15 protein-coding genes and 1 pseudogene are annotated in these 17,011 nt (G+C 71.8%); 10 read left to right on the forward strand and 6 right to left on the reverse strand.

Translation table 11 applies throughout. From position 1 onward, the window contains the following. Positions 1–212: 212 nt before the first annotated feature. Together ACWDRW_RS22855 and ACWDRW_RS22860 are read left to right on the forward strand one after the other, a co-directional pair. The gene (locus tag ACWDRW_RS22855; RefSeq protein ID WP_451725816.1) at positions 213–1,415 is read left to right on the forward strand and encodes a vWA domain-containing protein; all 1,203 of its coding nucleotides are present in this window, start codon (positions 213–215) and stop codon (positions 1,413–1,415) included. A gap of 261 nt (positions 1,416–1,676) precedes the next feature. Then, entirely contained in the window at positions 1,677–2,774 is a 1,098-nt protein-coding gene (locus ACWDRW_RS22860) for a hypothetical protein (RefSeq protein WP_451725783.1), read from the forward strand. A gap of 557 nt (positions 2,775–3,331) precedes the next feature. Here the strand turns inward: ACWDRW_RS22860 and ACWDRW_RS22865 are convergent. From ACWDRW_RS22865 to acnA, 3 genes are all read right to left on the reverse strand, one after another. Then, positions 3,332–4,822: a HAMP domain-containing sensor histidine kinase gene (locus ACWDRW_RS22865; RefSeq protein WP_451725785.1), complete on the reverse strand. Its 1,491-nt coding sequence runs from the start codon at positions 4,820–4,822 to the stop codon at positions 3,332–3,334. Continuing rightward, positions 4,819–5,550, reverse strand: a complete 732-nt coding sequence (locus ACWDRW_RS22870) for a response regulator transcription factor (protein ID WP_451725787.1) — start codon at positions 5,548–5,550, stop codon at positions 4,819–4,821. Before ACWDRW_RS22870 ends, ACWDRW_RS22865 begins: the two co-directional genes overlap by 4 nt. A 176-nt stretch (positions 5,551–5,726) precedes the next feature. Beyond that, entirely contained in the window at positions 5,727–8,444 is a 2,718-nt protein-coding gene (gene acnA, locus ACWDRW_RS22875; protein WP_451725788.1) for an aconitate hydratase AcnA, read from the reverse strand. 221 nt (positions 8,445–8,665) lie between these two features. Here acnA and ACWDRW_RS22880 point away from each other — a divergent pair, with 221 nt between their 5' ends. The 3 genes from ACWDRW_RS22880 (at position 8,666) to ACWDRW_RS22890 (ending at position 11,193) form a co-directional block, all read left to right on the forward strand. Continuing rightward, positions 8,666–9,364: a hypothetical protein gene (locus ACWDRW_RS22880; protein ID WP_451725790.1), complete on the forward strand. Its 699-nt coding sequence runs from the start codon at positions 8,666–8,668 to the stop codon at positions 9,362–9,364. Between the two features lie 37 nt (positions 9,365–9,401). Continuing rightward, complete coding sequence (locus ACWDRW_RS22885; protein ID WP_451725791.1) at positions 9,402–9,599, forward strand: DUF4236 domain-containing protein; 198 nt, start codon at positions 9,402–9,404, stop codon at positions 9,597–9,599. Between the two features lie 64 nt (positions 9,600–9,663). Continuing rightward, the gene (locus ACWDRW_RS22890; protein WP_451725793.1) at positions 9,664–11,193 is read left to right on the forward strand and encodes a helix-turn-helix domain-containing protein; all 1,530 of its coding nucleotides are present in this window, start codon (positions 9,664–9,666) and stop codon (positions 11,191–11,193) included. A gap of 47 nt (positions 11,194–11,240) precedes the next feature. Here the strand turns inward: ACWDRW_RS22890 and ACWDRW_RS22895 are convergent, their stop codons facing one another. Further along, on the reverse strand, positions 11,241–11,660 hold the full coding sequence (locus ACWDRW_RS22895; protein ID WP_451725795.1) for a DUF6299 family protein: 420 nt from the start codon (positions 11,658–11,660) through the stop codon (positions 11,241–11,243). 226 nt (positions 11,661–11,886) lie between these two features. Here ACWDRW_RS22895 and ACWDRW_RS22900 point away from each other — a divergent pair, with 226 nt between their 5' ends. Continuing rightward, positions 11,887–12,081: a DUF5999 family protein gene (locus tag ACWDRW_RS22900; RefSeq protein ID WP_451725797.1), complete on the forward strand. Its 195-nt coding sequence runs from the start codon at positions 11,887–11,889 to the stop codon at positions 12,079–12,081. 4 nt (positions 12,082–12,085) lie between these two features. Here the strand turns inward: ACWDRW_RS22900 and ACWDRW_RS22905 are convergent, their stop codons facing one another. Together ACWDRW_RS22905 and ACWDRW_RS22910 are read right to left on the reverse strand one after the other, a co-directional pair. Beyond that, positions 12,086–12,484: a RidA family protein gene (locus tag ACWDRW_RS22905; protein ID WP_451725799.1), complete on the reverse strand. Its 399-nt coding sequence runs from the start codon at positions 12,482–12,484 to the stop codon at positions 12,086–12,088. Then, positions 12,481–13,611, reverse strand: a complete 1,131-nt coding sequence (locus tag ACWDRW_RS22910) for an acyl-CoA dehydrogenase family protein (protein ID WP_451725801.1) — start codon at positions 13,609–13,611, stop codon at positions 12,481–12,483. Before ACWDRW_RS22910 ends, ACWDRW_RS22905 begins: the two co-directional genes overlap by 4 nt. Positions 13,612–13,769: 158 nt before the next feature. On the opposite strand from ACWDRW_RS22910, the gene ACWDRW_RS22915 reads away from it, so the two are divergent. The 4 genes and pseudogenes from ACWDRW_RS22915 to ACWDRW_RS22930 all read left to right on the forward strand — a co-directional run. After that, positions 13,770–15,374 carry an AMP-binding protein gene (locus ACWDRW_RS22915; RefSeq protein ID WP_451725803.1) on the forward strand — a complete coding sequence of 535 codons (1,605 nt, stop codon included), beginning with the start codon at positions 13,770–13,772 and terminating at the stop codon, positions 15,372–15,374. Between the two features lie 37 nt (positions 15,375–15,411). Beyond that, the gene (locus ACWDRW_RS22920) at positions 15,412–16,224 is read left to right on the forward strand and encodes a PaaX family transcriptional regulator (protein ID WP_451725805.1); all 813 of its coding nucleotides are present in this window, start codon (positions 15,412–15,414) and stop codon (positions 16,222–16,224) included. A gap of 132 nt (positions 16,225–16,356) precedes the next feature. Further along, positions 16,357–16,908 (forward strand): adenylyl-sulfate kinase, encoded by a 552-nt coding sequence (gene cysC, locus ACWDRW_RS22925; RefSeq protein ID WP_451725807.1) that lies wholly within the window; start codon positions 16,357–16,359, stop codon positions 16,906–16,908. After that, positions 16,905–17,011, forward strand: a pseudogene (locus ACWDRW_RS22930) (sulfate adenylyltransferase subunit CysD); the annotation flags it as partial. The gene cysC and the pseudogene ACWDRW_RS22930, both read left to right, overlap by 4 nt.

The following is a 17,011-nucleotide window of genomic DNA, read 5'->3' on the forward strand; positions in this document are numbered from 1 at the left end:
GGCCCACACCACACCCGCACCCCAGCGCCGCGCCAACGACCGGCACCGAGCACCGCCCGACCCCGGCCACCGCACGTACGACCGGGACCGCGCCGCACCCTCTGCCGCGGCCCATGGCGCCGCCTCCTGCGCCGCGCCCGGTGCGGGCGACCGTGCCGGCGGCGCCGGTGGGGCCCGGGGGGCCGGACAATCCGGCCGGGCTCCGGCTGGACATGGAGAAGTTGCTGGCCGCCCGGCTGCACGCGGTCGAGGTCCGCCCCTACCTGGCCGTGGCGCTCTTCGCGCTCCAGGTGGTGGAGGACCGTTCGGTGCCGACGATGGCGGTCGACGCGCACTGGCGCTGCTATGTCTCCCCCGGCTTCGTGGCGCGCACCCCGGTGCAGGAACTGGCCGGCGTCTGGGTGCACGAGGTCTCCCATCTGCTCCGGGACCACCACGCGCGGAGCGAGCGGTACGCGCGGGAGAACGAGGAGTACGGCCCCGGCGAGCGCCTGCGGCGGAACATCGCCGCCGACTTCGAGATCAACGACGACATCTACGGCGAGGGCCTGCCCCGGCCCACCGGAGCGGTGCTCCCGTCCCTGCTGCGACTGCCCGACGGGCTGCTGATGGAGGAGTATCTGCGGAAGGCGTCGCTGTCCGGACTGGCCGCCGATCTGGCCTGGCTGGACTGCGGCGGCGGTGCCGACGGCCAGCCACGGCCGTGGGAGCTGGGAGCCGAGGGCGCCCACGGGCTGAGCAAACAGCAGCGGGACGCGGTGCGCTTCCGGGTCGCCGAAGGGATCAAGGGCCGGCCGGGCGACAGCCCGGAGGGGTGGCGCCGATGGGCGGACGAGGCCTTTCATCCGCCGCAGCCGTGGCGGCAGTTGCTCGGCGCGGCGGTGCGCTCCGCGGCCGGTGCGCCGGGCGCGGGCGAGAACCACAGCTACCGGCGTCCGTCCCGGCGCTCGGCCGCTGTCCCCGGGGTGGTGCTGCCGAGCCTGCGCCGTCACCCGCCGCGGGTCTGCGTGGTGATCGACACCTCCGGGTCGGTGAACGACGCCGAGCTGGGCAGCGCGCTGCTGGAGGTGGCGGCGATGGCGCGCGCGGTGGGCGGCCGGCGCGATCTGGTGTCGGTCATCTCCTGCGACGCGGCGGCCAGGGTCGCCGGGCCGATCTGCCGCGCCGAGGACATCGAGCTGATCGGCGGCGGAGGCACGGATCTGCGCTCCGGCTTCGCCTCGGCACTGCGCTCACGGCCCCGCCCGGACGTGATCGTCGCCCTCACGGACGGCCAGACGCCCTGGCCCTCCGAGCAGCCGTCCTGCCGTACCGTCGTCGGGCTCTTCCCCCGGGCCCCCACGGTGAACGAGGAAGACCCGGACTACGTGCCGGACGCGCCGCCGTCCTGGGCCCGTGTCGTCACCATCGGCTGAAGACACGGGACCGCCACGCGAAGCGGCACGCGGGTTGCGGGTGGCGGCCGGGCGGTCGGCGCCCGCGGCCCCGGCGCCCGTGCGGGCAACGGGCACGAGGGCGGCGACGCGTGCTCGTCCGTCCGTCACCTCGGATGGCCGGCGGGGGTCGTGGGCGGCGCGTAGCCCGTTTGCCCTGGCGGGCGTGCCCCGGGCCAGAGGGCTTCGTACGGTACGCAGCGGGGGCGGACCCACGATCACCTCGCGTGAAAGCAGGCACCCATGTACCGAGTCCGCGTCCTCCTCGGAGCGGCCCTGACCGTCGGCGCCCTCGCCGTACCGTCCACCACCGCTCAAGCGCAGACCGTCGTCGGCTGCGGTGAACAACAGCTCAAGGAGGCCCTCACCCGGGCCAACGCCGACTCCGAGGGCGGCACGCTCGTCCTCACCCCCGGCTGCACCTACACGATCACCAAGGACGAGGACAGCGACGGCACCGGCCTGCCGGTCATCACGAGGGCCGTCAGCATCACGGGCCTCGGCAACGTCATCCGACGCGACCCCGCCGCCCCCGACTTCCGCCTCTTCGAAGTGGAGGGCGAGCGTGGAAGCCTCGCCCTGACAGCCGTCACCGTGCAAGGCGGCCGGGCCCCCGACATCGGCGGCGGCATCCTGGTTCACTCGAACGGCAGTCTGGCGATCACCGCCGGAAGCGTCCAGGACAACAGCGCTGTGGGGACCGGCGGTGGCATCGAGAACGACAACGGCAAGGTCGTCCTCACCGCCACCCGGCTGTCGGGCAACTCCGCACACGCGGGCGGCGGCCTGAACATCCGGGGCGCGACCAAGAACGACGCCGGCGGCAGCGCGGTGCTCGACGACCTCACCCAGGTCACCGGGAACACCGCCAACTACTCCGGCGGGGGCATCCGCAGCAAGGGCGCCCTGTCGCTCACCCACACCACCGTCGAAGGCAACAAGGCGGCCAACGCGGGCGGCATCGACGTACGCGGCGGTGAGGGTTCCACGGCCACCCTGAAGAACAGCAGCGTCAGGAAGAACACCGCGGGCTCCGCCACGAGCGACGGTGCCCGCGGCGGCGGCATCCGCAGCGCGGGGACGCTCACCCTGGACGACAGCCTGATCGAGGACAATCAGGCGCTCGGCCCGAACGCCAAGGGGGCCGGGCTCGCCAACATGGCGCCCCTCCCGACGGTCGCGACACTCAACGACAGCAAGGTGTCCTCCAACACCGCCACCACCAGCCCGGGCGGCATCTACAACGAGGCGGACGTGGGCCTGGTGTTCAGCACCGTGGTGACCAACCAGCCCAGTGACTGCGCCGGCAGCCCCGCCCTGGTGCCCGGCTGCACCGGCTGAGGGAACTCGGTGCCGCGCGGACGTAACGGGGGTCCGCGCGGCACCTCGCGGAATACCGCGTCGTCCGAGACGGCACGCCAGCACGCCAGCCACCCGGACGGCCGTGTTCCACAACTGGGTTGGCATCGCTGTCCGTTGGGGCGGTAACATCATCTACAGACAACTCGACAACGTTGTCGCACACTTCTCCGCCCCACAAGCCAAGCACCACCCGGACCGGCGCTTCCCCCGTCGTCGGCCCGGCTCGCGGACCCGGTGGACGTCGGCTCAGCTCCCACCGGGTCCGCCCGGAGCGCGGCGAGCGACGCGTCCCGCGGGGGTCCGCCGGGAACCCAGGGACGTGGAATGGGAGCGCCCCTGGGCGGGTTCCGGTCCACCGATGGTGGGAGCGCTCCCACCCCACTGGGTCGGAAAGTAGCGCCGGGGGGCGCGGATGTAAACGGTTGGCGCACGGTGCGCGTGGGGGCGCCGCGGTATCGCCGGTGGGAGTGAGTCGTCGTGTGTTCGCACGATCACGTCGGACACCGGCATCCGCGCAACTGTCGCCACTCGCGCCGTCAGTGACTTCTCGTGCGGTACGCGCCGGACAACGCGGCCGGCGCCTCCCCCGTGAGGGGCAGTCGTACGGTGAACTCGGTGCGGCCGGGTTCGCTGTGTACGTCGATCCGGCCGCCGTGGGCCGTCGTGATCGCCGCGACGATGGCGAGGCCGAGACCGGAGCCGCCGGAACGGCCGGAGGCGCGGGTGCGGGAGACGTCCGCCCGCGTGAAGCGTTCGAAGACCGTGGGGAGCAGGGCGGGCGCGATGCCGGGGCCGTCGTCCGTGACGCGTACGACGCCGTCGGCGCCCCGGACCTCCACCGTGGCCACGACCCGCGTGCCCATGGGGGTGTGCACGCGCGCGTTGGCCAGGAGGTTGGCCACCACCTGGTGGAGCCGTGCCTCGTCGCCCAGGACCAGGGCCGGGGCGTCGACGTCGAGCGCCAGCTGCCAGTCATGGCCGTCGCCCGCCGCCCGCGCGTCCCACACCGCCTCGGCGACCAGCGCCGCGAGGTCCACCTCGGCCGACTCCAGCGGACGTCCTTCGTCCAGGCGGGCCAGCAGGAGCAGGTCCTCGACGAGGCCGGTCATCCGGGCCGCCTCGGCGGACACGCGCCGCCAGGCCAGTACCGGCTCGATGCGGTCGGTGCCCCGGTTCATCAGCTCGGCGTAGCCCGCGATGGAGGCGAGCGGGGTGCGCAGTTCATGGCTGGCGTCGGCGAGGAAGCGGCGCATGCGTTCCTCGGTCCGCCGGCGCTCGGCGAGGGAGGACTCGACGTGGTCGATCATCCGGTTGAGGGCGGCGCCCACCTGGCCGGCCTCGCTGCCGGGGTCGGTGTCGCGCTCGGGGACCCGGGTGAGGGCGGTGACCTCGCCGCGGTTCAGGGGCGCGCGGGAAACCTCGACGGCGGTGGCGGCGACCCGGCCGAGCGGGCGCAGCTGACGCCGTATCACGACCGCGCACGCGCAGCCCGCGACGACCAGTCCGGCCGCGGCGACGGCGGCCTCGGCGACCACCATGCCGCTGATCATTCCCTGGACGTCGCCCATCGGCAGCCCGGTGAGCACCCGCGCCCCGTCGCCCTGGAGCGCGGCGACCCGGTAGGTGCCGAGCCCGGGGACGGTCCGGGTGTGCCGGGAGCCGTCGGCCGCGACGCCCTCCAGGGCTGCGCGTTGGACGGCGGTCAGGTCCTGCGGGGCCGCGTCCTGGCCGACGACGGCCGCGGAGAGGAGGTCGCCGTCCGCGTCGAGCCGGGCGGCGAGGAGGCCCGCGGGGTGGCCGTTCTCGTGCAGGAAACCGAGGCCGTCGGTGCGCTCCGGGCCGAGCATGGCACCGCCGAGGCTGCGTTCGGCGGCGTCGGTGACCCGGTCGTCGAGGTTGCCGAGCAGGGCGGAGCGCTGCACGAAGGCGGTGGTGAGGGCCATGGCGGCGCACACCACGACGAGGGTGGCGCTGATGAACAGCACCAGTCGGGCGCGGATGGAGCGGGCGCGCGGGCGGCGCCTCATGGTCGTCCGCCGTCCTGCCCGGGCCTGATGGCGTAGCCCAGGCCGCGCACGGTGTGGATCATCGGGGCCCGGCCCCTGTCGATCTTGCGGCGCAGGCTGGAGACGTAGACCTCCACCAGGTTGCCGCCGCCGTCGAAGGACCCGTTCCAGACGCGGTCGAGGATCTGCGCCTTGCTGAGCACCTGGCGCGGGTGGTCCAGGAACAGGCCGAGCAGCTCGAACTCCTTGGCGGTGAGCCGGACGGGGGCACCCGCGCGGTGCACCTCGCGGGTTGGTCGGGTCAGCACCAGGTCGCCGAGGACGCGTACGCAGTCCTCGGTGCGGGCGCGCTCGCCGCCCGCCCGGCGCAGCAGGGCGCGCAGCCTCACGACGACCTCCTCCAGGGAGAAGGGCTTGGTGACATAGTCGTCGGCCCCGGCCTGGAGTCCGTCGAGGCGGTGTTCGAGCGCGTCCCGGGCGGTGAGCATCAGCACGGGCAGGTCGGGCTGTTCCGCGCGCAGTCGGCGCAGCACTTGAAGGCCGTCCAGGTCGGGCAGCATGCCGTCCAGCACCACGGCGTGCGGGGCGCAGGCGCGGGCGAGCCGCAGCGCGCTGCACCCGTCCGGCGCCGCGTAAGGCTGCCAGCCCGCCTCGGTGACGGCGAGCGACAGCAGTTCGGTGAGACCGGGCTCGTCGTCGACGACGAGCACCCGGACCCGACCGGTTCGAGACCCCCAGGTGCCAGACATGTCTCGATGCTGTCCCGGTCCGCTGAGGGAACCCTGTGTTCCACCTGAGCTGAGCCGATGTCCCGCAGTCCGACGAGGGCCCGCTTTCGCGGCGGCCTCGCCGGCACCGGGCTTCCTCCGGACAGCACGGAGGGCCGCACCCCCGTCACCGGGAACGCGGCCCTCCGCGGCGGGACCTACTTGCGGATCAGGTTCCGCAGCACGTACTGCATGATGCCGCCGTTGCGGTAGTAGTCCGCCTCACCCGGGGTGTCGATGCGGACGACCGCGTCGAACTCGACACCGGTGTCGGTGGTGACCTTCACCGTGCTCGGGGTGGTGCCCTCGTTCAGCTCGGTGATGCCGGTGATGGAGAAGGTCTCCTCGCCGGTCAGTCCGAGCGAGTCGGCCGACTGGCCGGCCGGGAACTGCAGCGGCAGGACGCCCATGCCGATGAGGTTCGAGCGGTGGATGCGCTCGTACGACTCAGTGATGACGGCCTTGACGCCGAGGAGCGCGGTGCCCTTCGCGGCCCAGTCGCGGGACGAGCCGGACCCGTACTCCTTGCCGCCCAGGATGACCAGCGGGATGCCGGCGGCCTGGTAGTTCTGCGAGGCGTCGTAGATGAACGACACCGGCGCGTCGGCCTGCGTGAAGTCGCGGGTGTAGCCGCCCTCGGTGCCCGGCGCGATCTGGTTGCGCAGGCGGATGTTGGCGAACGTGCCGCGGATCATGACCTCGTGGTTGCCTCGGCGCGAGCCGTAGGAGTTGAAGTCACGACGCTCCACACCGTGCTCGGTGAGGTACTTGCCGGCCGGGGTGTCGGCCTTGATGGCACCGGCGGGCGAGATGTGGTCGGTGGTGACCGAGTCGCCCAGCTTGGCCAGGACGCGGGCGCCCGAGATGTCGGAGACCGGCGTGGTCTCCATCGTCATGCCCTCGAAGTACGGGGGCTTGCGGACGTACGTGGACTCCGCGTCCCACTCGAAGGTGTTGCCGGTCGGGATCGGCAGGGCCTGCCACTGGGCGTCGCCCGCGAAGACGTCCTGGTAGGACTTGTTGAACATGTCCTCGCCGATGGCGTTGGCCACGACGTCGTTGACCTCGGCCTCGGAGGGCCAGATGTCCTTCAGGTAGACGGCGTTGCCGTCCTGGTCGACACCGAGGGCGTCCTTGGTGATGTCCACCTTCATGGAGCCCGCGATGGCGTACGCGACGACCAGCGGCGGGGAGGCCAGGTAGTTCATCTTGACGTCGGGGTTGATCCGGCCCTCGAAGTTCCGGTTGCCGGAGAGGACCGAGGTGACCGCGAGGTCGTGGTCGTTGACGGCCTTGGAGACCTCCTCCGGCAGCGGGCCGGAGTTGCCGATGCAGGTGGTGCAGCCGTAGCCGACGAGGTTGAAGCCGACCTTGTCGAGGTACGGCGTCAGACCGGCCTTGTCGAAGTAGTCGGTGACGACCTTCGAGCCCGGGGCGAGGGTGGTCTTGACCCAGGGCTTGCGGGTCAGGCCCTTCTCCACGGCCTTCTTCGCCACGAGCGCGGCGGCGACCATGACGTAGGGGTTCGAGGTGTTGGTGCAGGAGGTGATCGCGGCGACGGTCACGGCACCGTGGTCGATCTCGTACGTCGAGCCGTCGGGGGCGGTCACGGTGACCGGGTTGGACGGGGCGCCGTTCGGGGCGACGGCCGGGGCGTCGGAGGCCGGGAAGGACTCCTGGCCGGCCTCGTCGACGACGTCGACGTAGTTGCGGACGTCGCTCTTGAACTGCTCGGCGGCGTTCGCGAGGACGATCCGGTCCTGCGGGCGCTTCGGACCGGCGATGGAGGGGACGACCGTGGAGAGGTCGAGCTCCAGCTTCTCGGAGAAGTCCGGCTCGGCCTTCGGGTCCAGCCAGAGGCCCTGCTCCTTGGCGTACGCCTCGACGAGCGCGACCTGCTGCTCGGAGCGGCCGGTGAGCTTGAGGTAGTTCAGGGTCTCGTCGTCGATCGGGAAGATGGCGGCGGTGGAGCCGAACTCCGGCGACATGTTGCCGATGGTGGCGCGGTTGGCGAGGGAGGTGGCGGCCACGCCCTCGCCGTAGAACTCGACGAACTTGCCGACGACACCGTGCTTGCGGAGCATCTCGGTGATGGTCAGCACGAGGTCGGTGGCGGTGGTGCCGGTGGGCAGCTCGCCGGTCAGCTTGAAGCCGACGACGCGCGGGATGAGCATCGAGACCGGCTGGCCGAGCATCGCGGCCTCGGCCTCGATACCGCCGACGCCCCAGCCGAGGACGCCGAGGCCGTTGACCATCGTGGTGTGCGAGTCGGTGCCGACGAGGGTGTCGGGGTAGGCCTGGCCGTTGCGGACCATGACCGTGCGCGCCAGGTGCTCGATGTTCACCTGGTGGACGATGCCGGTGCCCGGGGGGACGACCTTGAAGTCGTCGAAGGCGGTCTGGCCCCAGCGCAGGAACTGGTAGCGCTCCTTGTTGCGGCCGTACTCCAGCTCGACGTTCTGCGCGAACGCGTCGTTGGTGCCGAACTTGTCGGCGATGACGGAGTGGTCGATGACCAGCTCGGCCGGGGAGAGGGGGTTCACCTTCGCCGGGTCGCCGCCGAGCGCCTTGACGGCCTCACGCATGGTGGCGAGGTCCACGACGCACGGCACACCGGTGAAGTCCTGCATGATCACGCGGGCGGGCGTGAACTGGATCTCCTGCGAGGGCTGGGCCTGGGAGTCCCAGCCGCCGAGCGCGCGGATGTGGTCGGCGGTGATGTTCGCGCCGTCCTCGGTGCGCAGCAGGTTCTCCAGCAGCACCTTCAGGCTGTACGGAAGGCGGGCCGAGCCTTCCACCTTGTCCAGCCGGAAGATCTCGTACGACTCGTCGCCCACCTGCAGCGTGCTGCGGGCGTCGAAGCTGTTCGCCGACACGACAGTCTCCTTCTTTGATGTGCGCGTTCCCACCGCATCCTGCCGCCACGACGACTTGGCCGATCCGCTAAGGTCAGGCTAAGTTAGGTAACCCTTACCACCGGACCGATGTCAGCGTGCGGCTGCGGTACGCCTCGGCAGATATCTCGATGTCGAGATAACTCTAGTACATGGGGCCGGGATGGTCATGCCCGGCCTCCGTGTGATGTCCTCCTTCCACCATGAAGCGAGGCGATTTCCACCGGCATGCCAGCGGCTGGACACGATGGGTCCCCCTGCCGACGAACGCATGGACGACCCTGAGCCCCGGGCGCGCCCCGCTGCGCTGTCACCTGCTGGGCGACGCCGACCTGGCCCGCGCCGCCTGGACGGCCGAGCATCTGCCCGACCTCTTCGACGCGTTGCGGCACGCGGTGTGCGCACATCTCGGGAGCTTCCCGCGGCGGCTCGACGTGCACGCCGTCCACGTCCATCCGATAGCGCGGGACGGCACGCCGTACGTCGGCATCGACTTCCGCGAGTACGGCGCCGTCCTGCACGGCCGGCGCGTGGTGGACCTCGGCGGACCCGAGATCGCCAGCCAGCGCCGGATCGCGGAGGAGGACGCCGCCAACCCGCGGACCGGCCTGGACGAGGCCCTTCTCGGCCACTGGAGCGGCATCCCCTTCGACTACGGCGTGATGGAGTCCTCGGAGTTCGAGCTGCGCGCCAACGGACAGGGCTGGAGCAATCTGGCCAACGCCCTCGGGGACAACGTCACCCGGCTGACCTGGCGGTGCCCGGAGCCGGGCCTGCTGGAGCTGCTGACGGAGTACGGGGTGGTGTCACGGCACGCGTACGTCGTCACCGGCGACCCCGTACCGACGGTCACCTTCGACGAAACGGTGGAGTTCTGCCATCAGTTCGCCAAGTCGGGGTAGCCGAAAGGCATCCGTGGTCCTGCGACAGGAGGCGAGCATGCCCCTCACATTCCGCAAGAGCTTCCGAATCCTGCCCGGGGTTCGGCTGAACATCAACCGGCGGTCCTGGTCCATCACGACCGGCGGCAAGAACGGCCCTCGGCAGACCCACAGCAGCACCGGACGTCGTACGACATCGATGGATTTGCCCGGACCTTTCGGGTGGCGTCGCACCCGTACCGCCAGGCGGCGTTGACGGCCCGTCACCCGGGCGGACCCCTCAGGAGGCGCCATCTCATATCTGAGATAGCCTCAACCTCATGGCAGACGACTACCTCGTACGCATCGGCAAGCTCATCCGTGACGCCCGGCAACACCGTGGCTGGACACAGACGCAGCTGGCCGAGGCGCTCGGCACCTCCCAGAGCGCCGTCAATCGGATCGAGCGCGGCAATCAGAACATCAGCCTTGAGATGATCGCCCGAATCGGTGAAGCCCTGGACAGCGAAATCGTCTCGCTGGGCTACGCGGGACCGATGCATCTTCGGGTGGTGGGCGGCCGTCGGCTGTCCGGCGCGATCGATGTGAAGACGAGCAAGAACGCGTGCGTGGCCCTGCTGTGCGCCTCGCTGCTCAACAAGGGGCGCACGGTGCTCCGGCGGGTCGCGCGCATCGAGGAGGTCTACCGTCTGCTGGAGGTCCTGCAGTCCATCGGGGTGCGCACGCGCTGGATCAACGGCGGCGTCGACCTGGAGCTCGTGCCCCCGGCCGAGCTGGACATGGGCGCCATCGACGCCGAGGCCGCCGTGCGCACCCGCTCCATCATCATGTTCCTCGGTCCGCTGCTGCACCGGATGGACGCCTTCAAGCTGCCCTACGCGGGCGGTTGCGACCTCGGTACGCGCACCATCGAACCGCACATGATCGCGCTGCGCCGGTTCGGTCTGGACATCGCCGCGACCGAGGGCCTGTACCACGCCCGGGTGGACCGCGCGATCTCGCCCGACCGCCCGATCGTGCTGACCGAGCGCGGGGACACGGTCACCGAGAACGCGCTGCTGGCCGCGGCCCGGCACGACGGCGTGACGACGATCCGCAACGCCTCCTCCAACTACATGGTCCAGGACCTGTGCTTCTTCCTGGAGGCGCTCGGCGTCAGGGTCGAGGGCATCGGCACCACCACGCTGACCGTGCACGGTGTGCCGACCATCGACGTGGACGTGGACTACTCCCCCTCCGAGGACCCGGTCGAGGCGATGAGCCTGCTCGCCGCGGCCGTGGTCACGGAGTCGGAGCTGACCGTGCGCCGGGTGCCCATCGAGTTCCTGGAGATCGAGCTCGCGGTCCTGGAGGAGATGGGCCTCGACCACGACCGTACGCCGGAGTACTTCGCGGACAACGGCCGTACGCGCCTGGTCGACCTGACGGTCCGCCCGAGCAAGCTCGAGGCGCCGATCGACAAGATCCACCCGATGCCGTTCCCGGGTCTGAACATCGACAACGTCCCGTTCTTCGCGGCGATCGCGGCGGTGGCCTCGGGCAAGACCCTGATCCACGACTGGGTCTACGACAACCGGGCCATCTACCTGACCGACCTCAACCGCCTGGGCGGCCGCCTCCAACTCCTGGACCCGCACCGTGTCCTGGTCGAGGGCCCCACCCGCTGGCGCGCGGCGGAGATGATGTGCCCGCCGGCCCTGCGCCCCGCGGTGGTCGTCCTGCTGGCGATGATGGCGGCGGAGGGCACGTCGGTGCTCCGCAACGTCTACGTCATCAACCGCGGCTACGAGGACCTCGCCGAGCGCCTGAACTCGATCGGCGCGCAGATCGAGACCTTCCGGGACATCTGAGTCCGGGCAGCGCCCCGGCCCCCCGACGAGGGGCCGGGGCGGCGTGGTCAGTCCTCGACCAGCGTGACGTCCTGCTGGCGCGTCGCGTGGAACGCGGGCAGTGGCAGGCCGCCGCTGGAGTCCAGTTCCATGACGGTCGCCTCGACCCGCGCCTCGCCCGGCTCGACGGCGCCGGGGGTCGGCCTGCCGGTGTTCTCCCAGCGCCGCTCGGTGCCGTCGCAGATCGCGCGGGTGCCGCCGATGCCGTGCCGGACCGAGGAGCCGTTGCCCACCGAGGAACTGACGAACACCGGTCCCGTGCCGCCGGTGCAGCGGTAGGTGCCGGAGAGGGTGACGGTGCCGTCGGCGGCGATGCGGCCCGTCGGGTCGACGGTCACGGTCTCCCAGGGGTCCGCCGGGGCGGCGGGGGCGGTGAGCAGGAGGAGGGCGGCACCGGCGGTCACGCCGAGGGCGGTGCGTACGAGCATGGGGGGCCTTCCAGGAGAACGGTGTTCCGGGGGCTCCACCAGTACCGGGCTCGCGCGCCCACGCGCGTGATCGTCACTCCTTCGGTGGCGAGTCCGATCCGACCGTCCGGGAACCGTCCGGGAGTTGTCCCCGTGTTGTCACACTCACGGGCCGCCCGTGGCGATGAGTTCACGGCGGGAGCATGGTCTACCCATACGAAGAGCCCGACCTGTGTGGAGGTGCGCCATGAACGCTCACCAGCCTTCGTGTTCCCAGTCCGGTACGCACGCTCCGCGCGTGGTAGCCGCCCACCCCGAGCAGGGGTGGAGCCTCATGTGCGACGGCACGATCGTCTTCGACGACACGGGCGAGCTGCTGCCCGACGGCAGCGTGGTCATGCCGCACCGCGGGACGGTCGGGCGACTGGCGATGGCCGCCTGACCTCTCACGGCAGCACCGCGAAGCCGTCCAGTTCCACCATCGCCTGCTTGTCCCACAGCCGTACGACCTCCACCACCGCCATCGCCGGGTAGTCCCGGCCCGCCAGCCTCCGCCAGACGGCGCCCAGTTCGCGGGCGTGCGCGCGGTACGTCTCGATGTCCGTGGCGTAGACCGTGACGCGGGCGAGGTCGGCCGGGGTGCCGCCCGTGGCGCTCAGGGCCGTGAGCAGGTTGGTGAGAGCTTTCTCGAACTGCTCGGGGAGGGTGTCGCCGACGATCTCGCCGGCCGTGTCCAGGGCGGTCTGCCCGGCCAGGAACACCACCCGGGTGCCGGTGGCCACGACCGCGTGCGAGAAGCCGGTGGGCGGGGACAGTTCGGGCGGGTCGACTCGTTCGGCGCTCATGCCTCGGCCTCCGGTTCGCCGTACAACTCCTTCGCGATGATGTCGCGTTGGACCTCGCTCGCTCCCTCGTAGATGCGCGGGGCGCGCACCTCGCGGTACAGGTGTTCCAGCAGATGACCCCGGCGCAGGGCCCGGGCGCCGTGCAACTGGACGGCCGTGTCGACGACGTACTGCGCGGTCTCGGTGGCGAGCAGCTTCGCCATCGCCGAGCGTCGTGGGACGTCCGGGGCGCCTTCGTCGTACGCCGTCGCCGCCGCGTAGACCATCAGCCGGGCCGCCTCCGTGCGCAGGGCCATCTCGGCGACCTGGTGGGCGACCGTCTGCAGTCCGCGCAACTTCCCGCCGAACGCGTCCCGTCGGGCCGTGTGACCGAGCGTCGCGTCCAGCGCCGCCTGGGCCATGCCCACCGCGAAGGCGCCGACGCTGGGCCGGAACAGGTTCAGGGTGCCCATCGCGACCCGGAAGCCCCGGTCGGGCTCGCCGAGGATGTCGTCGGCGGTGACCGGGACGGCGTCGAAGGTCAGCGTGCCGATGGGGTGCGGGGAGAGCATGTCGAGCGGCTCCCCGCCGAGGCCGGGGCGGTCGGCGGGGACCAGGAACGCGGTGACGCCCCGGGAGCCCGCGCCGGGCGTGGTGCGGGCGAAGACGGTGCAGAAGTCGGCGTCGGGGGCGTTGGAGATCCAGCACTTCTCGCCGGTGAGGCGCCAGCCGTCGGTGCCGTCGGGCTCGGCCGCCAGGGACAGGGCCGCCGCGTCGGAACCCGCCCGGGGCTCGCTGAGCGCGAAGGCGGCCACGGCCGTGCCCGCGCCGACCCTCGGCAGCCAGTGCTCCCGCTGGGCCGGGGTGCCATGGGCGTGCACCGGGTGGGCGCCCAGGCCCTGGAGGGCGAGCGCGGTCTCCGCCTCGGTGCAGCCGTAGGCGAGGGCCTCGCGCATCAGGCAGAGGTCGAGGGCGCCGGAGGTGAACAGCCGGGGCAGCAGTCCGAGGCTGCCCAGTTCGGCCACGAGCGGTCGGTTGACCTGGCCCGGCTCCCCCTTGTCGGCCAGCGGGCGCAGCCGCTCGGCGGCCAGCAGGCGCAGCTCCGCACGCCAGGCGGTCTGTTCCGGTTCGAGCGAGAATGCGGGCATCGCCGTCCTCTCTCCCCGCGGCTGCCGGAGCCGCTCTGGCTGCGCCCGCCGGGGCCACTCCCCCGACCGTATCGCGCACAGTTGACTGCCGTCACCAACACGATACGCTCGTCGAGCGAGCCCACCAGGGAGCCCACCAGGCAAGGGGGCGCACCGCCATGAACGTCTCGGCGCATCTCGACACCTTCGCGCGCGACCACCTCCCGCCGTCCGACCAGTGGCCCGAGCTCAGCTTCGATCTGCCGGAGCTGCGGTACCCCGAACGGCTGAACTGCGCCGCCGAGCTGCTGCACGGGGCGCCGGACGACCGCCCGGCGTTCCGCACCGCGACCGGCCCCGGCTGGACCTACGGCGAGCTGCGCGCCCGGGTCGACCGGCTCGCGCACCTGCTCACCGGCGACCTCGGTGTCGTCCCCGGCAACCGGGTGCTGCTGCGCGGCCCCACCACCCCCTGGCTCGCGGCCTGCTGGCTCGCGGTGCTGAAGGCGGGCGCGGTCGCCGTCACCGTCCTGGCCCAGCAGCGCCCGCAGGAGCTGCGCACGATGTGCGAGATGGCCGAGGTGGGCCACGCCCTGTGCGACATCCGCGCCGTCGACGACCTCGCGAAGGCGGAGATACCGGGGCTGCGGATCGCCACCTACGGCGGTGACGCCCCGGACGACCTGCTGAAGCGGGCGGCGCCGGGCACGCCGTACACCGCCGTGGACACCGCCTCCGACGACGTGGCCCTGATCGCCTTCACCTCCGGGACCACCGGACGGCCCAAAGGGTGCATGCACTTCCACCGGGATGTGCTGGCGATAGCGGACACCTTCTCCAAGCATGTGCTCCAGCCCCGGGTGGGCGATGTCTTCACCGGCAGTCCCCCGCTCGGCTTCACCTTCGGACTCGGCGGGCTCGTGGTCTTCCCGCTGCGCGCCGGGGCCAGCGCCCTGCTCCTCGAACAGGCCGGGCCCAAGCAGCTGCTGCCCGCCATCGCCGAGCACCGGGTGACGGTGCTGTTCACCGCGCCGACCGCCTACCGGGCGATGCTCGGCGAGCTCGACGGGCACGACGTCTCCTCACTGCGCCGCTGCGTGTCGGCCGGCGAGAACCTGCCCACCGCCACCTGGCGGGCCTGGCACGAGCGGACCGGGCTGCGGATCATCAACGGCATCGGTGCCACCGAGCTGCTGCACATCTTCGTGTCCGCCGCCGACGAGCACATCAGACCCGGTACGACCGGCGTCCCGGTGCCGGGCTGGCACGCGCGCGTGGTCGACGACGAGGGGCGGGAGAAGCCCGACGGGGAACCGGGGCTGCTCGCGGTGCGCGGACCGGTCGGCTGCCGCTATCTCGCCGACCCACGGCAGCGGGACTACGTGCGGCACGGCTGGAACATCACCGGTGACACCTACGTCCGGGAGACCGACGGCTACTTCCGCTACGTCGCCCGCGCGGACGACATGATCATCTCCGCCGGGTACAACATCGCGGGCCCCGAGGTCGAGGAGGCGCTGCTGCGCCATCCGGACGTGCTGGAGACGGCGGTCGTGGGCCGGTCCGACCCTGACCGCGGACAGGTCGTGGTGGCGTTCGTGGTGACCGCGCCGGGCGCGCGACGGGACGCGCAGGCGCTGCGGGCCTTCGTCCGGGAGGAACTCGCGCCGTACAAGTGTCCGCGCGAGATCGTCTTCCTGGACGCGCTGCCGCGCACGGCGACCGGCAAGCTCCAGCGGTTCAGACTGCGCGTGGCGGCGGACGCCGAGGGGAAACGGCGGTGATCCCCACGGGAAACGGCACGGATCCCGACGACCTAAGATGATCAACGTGTCCGACCAGCATGCACCACGGTCTCTGATCGTCACGCTCTACGGCGCCTACGGCCGCCATGTGCCCGGCCCGGTGCCCGTCGCCGAACTGATCCGGCTGCTCGCCGCGGTCGGCGTGGACGCCCCCTCCGTGCGCTCGTCGGTGTCCCGGCTCAAGAGACGCGGGCTGCTGGTCCCCGCCCGCACCGCCGAGGGCGCGGCCGGGTACGAACTCTCCCCCGACGCACGCCAGTTGCTCGACGACGGCGACCGGCGCATCTACGCCACCGCGCCGCCCGACGAGGAGGGCTGGGTGCTCGCGGTGTTCTCGGTACCGGAGTCGGAGCGGCAGAAGCGGCACGTGCTGCGCTCCCGGCTCGCGGGCCTCGGCTTCGGCACGGCCGCCCCCGGTGTGTGGATCGCGCCCGCGCGGCTGTACGAGGAGACCCGGCACACCCTCGCGCGGCTGCGCCTGGAGGCGTACGTCGACTTCTTCCGCGGCGAGCACCTGGGCTTCGCGCCGACCGACGAGGCCGTCACCCGCTGGTGGGACCTCGCGGCCGTGGCCAAGCAGCACGAGGCGTTCCTCGACCGGCACGCGCCCGTGCTGCACGACTGGGAACGGCGGTCCGACACCCCGGCAGAGGAGGCCTACCGCGACTATCTGCTCGTCCTGGACTCCTGGCGCCATCTGCCCTACGTCGATCCCGGTCTGCCCGCCCGGCTGCTGCCCGAGGACTGGCCGGGTGTGCGCTCGGCGGCGGTGTTCCGGGCCCTGCACGAGCGGCTCAGGGACGCGGGGGCGGCTTTCGTCGGGCTCTGAGACACCCGAGCCCATGTGATCCCACCCACAACACGCGTCACTAATGGAACCCTCAGCTTCCTCTATCGCTCCTCTCAAAGTTCTTACCTAGCGTCCCCTCAGCACGCCAGGTAACGAAAGAGGATCTGACGCATGACCACCACGGCAAGGGCTCAGGGAGCCACGATCTGGCTCACCGGGCTGCCGAGCGCGGGCAAGACGACGATCGCCCGCCTGCTCGGTGACCGGCTGAAGGCCGCGGGACGTCGCGTCGAGGTGCTGGACGGCGACGAGATACGCCGCTTCCTCTCGGCGGGTCTCGGCTTCTCCAAGGAGGACCGCAACACCAACGTCCAGCGCATCGGCCTGGTCTCCGAGGTACTGGCCCGCAACGGCGTCCTCTCGGTCGTCCCGGTCATCGCCCCCTACGCCGACGGCCGCGAGGCGGTGCGCGGACGGCACGAGGCGAGCGGGACGCCGTACCTCGAGGTGCATGTCGCCACCCCGGTCGAGGTGTGCAGCGCGCGGGACGTGAAGGGGCTGTACGCCCAGCAGGCCGCGGGCGAGCTGTCCGGGCTGACCGGCGTGGACGATCCGTACGAGCCTCCGGTGGACCCGGCGCTGGTGCTGCGGACGCAGGAGCAGAGTCCGGGCGAGTCCGCGGACGCCGTGTACGCGGTGCTGGTGGAGCGGGGGCTCGTGTGATCGCCCTGTCCCATCTGGACGCGCTGGAGTCCGAGGCCGTCCACATCTTCCGTGAGGTGGCGGGCGAGTTCGAGCGGCCGGTGATCCTGTTCTCCGGCGGCAA

It is taken from the genome of Streptomyces sp. NPDC003635 (genome assembly GCF_053587635.1).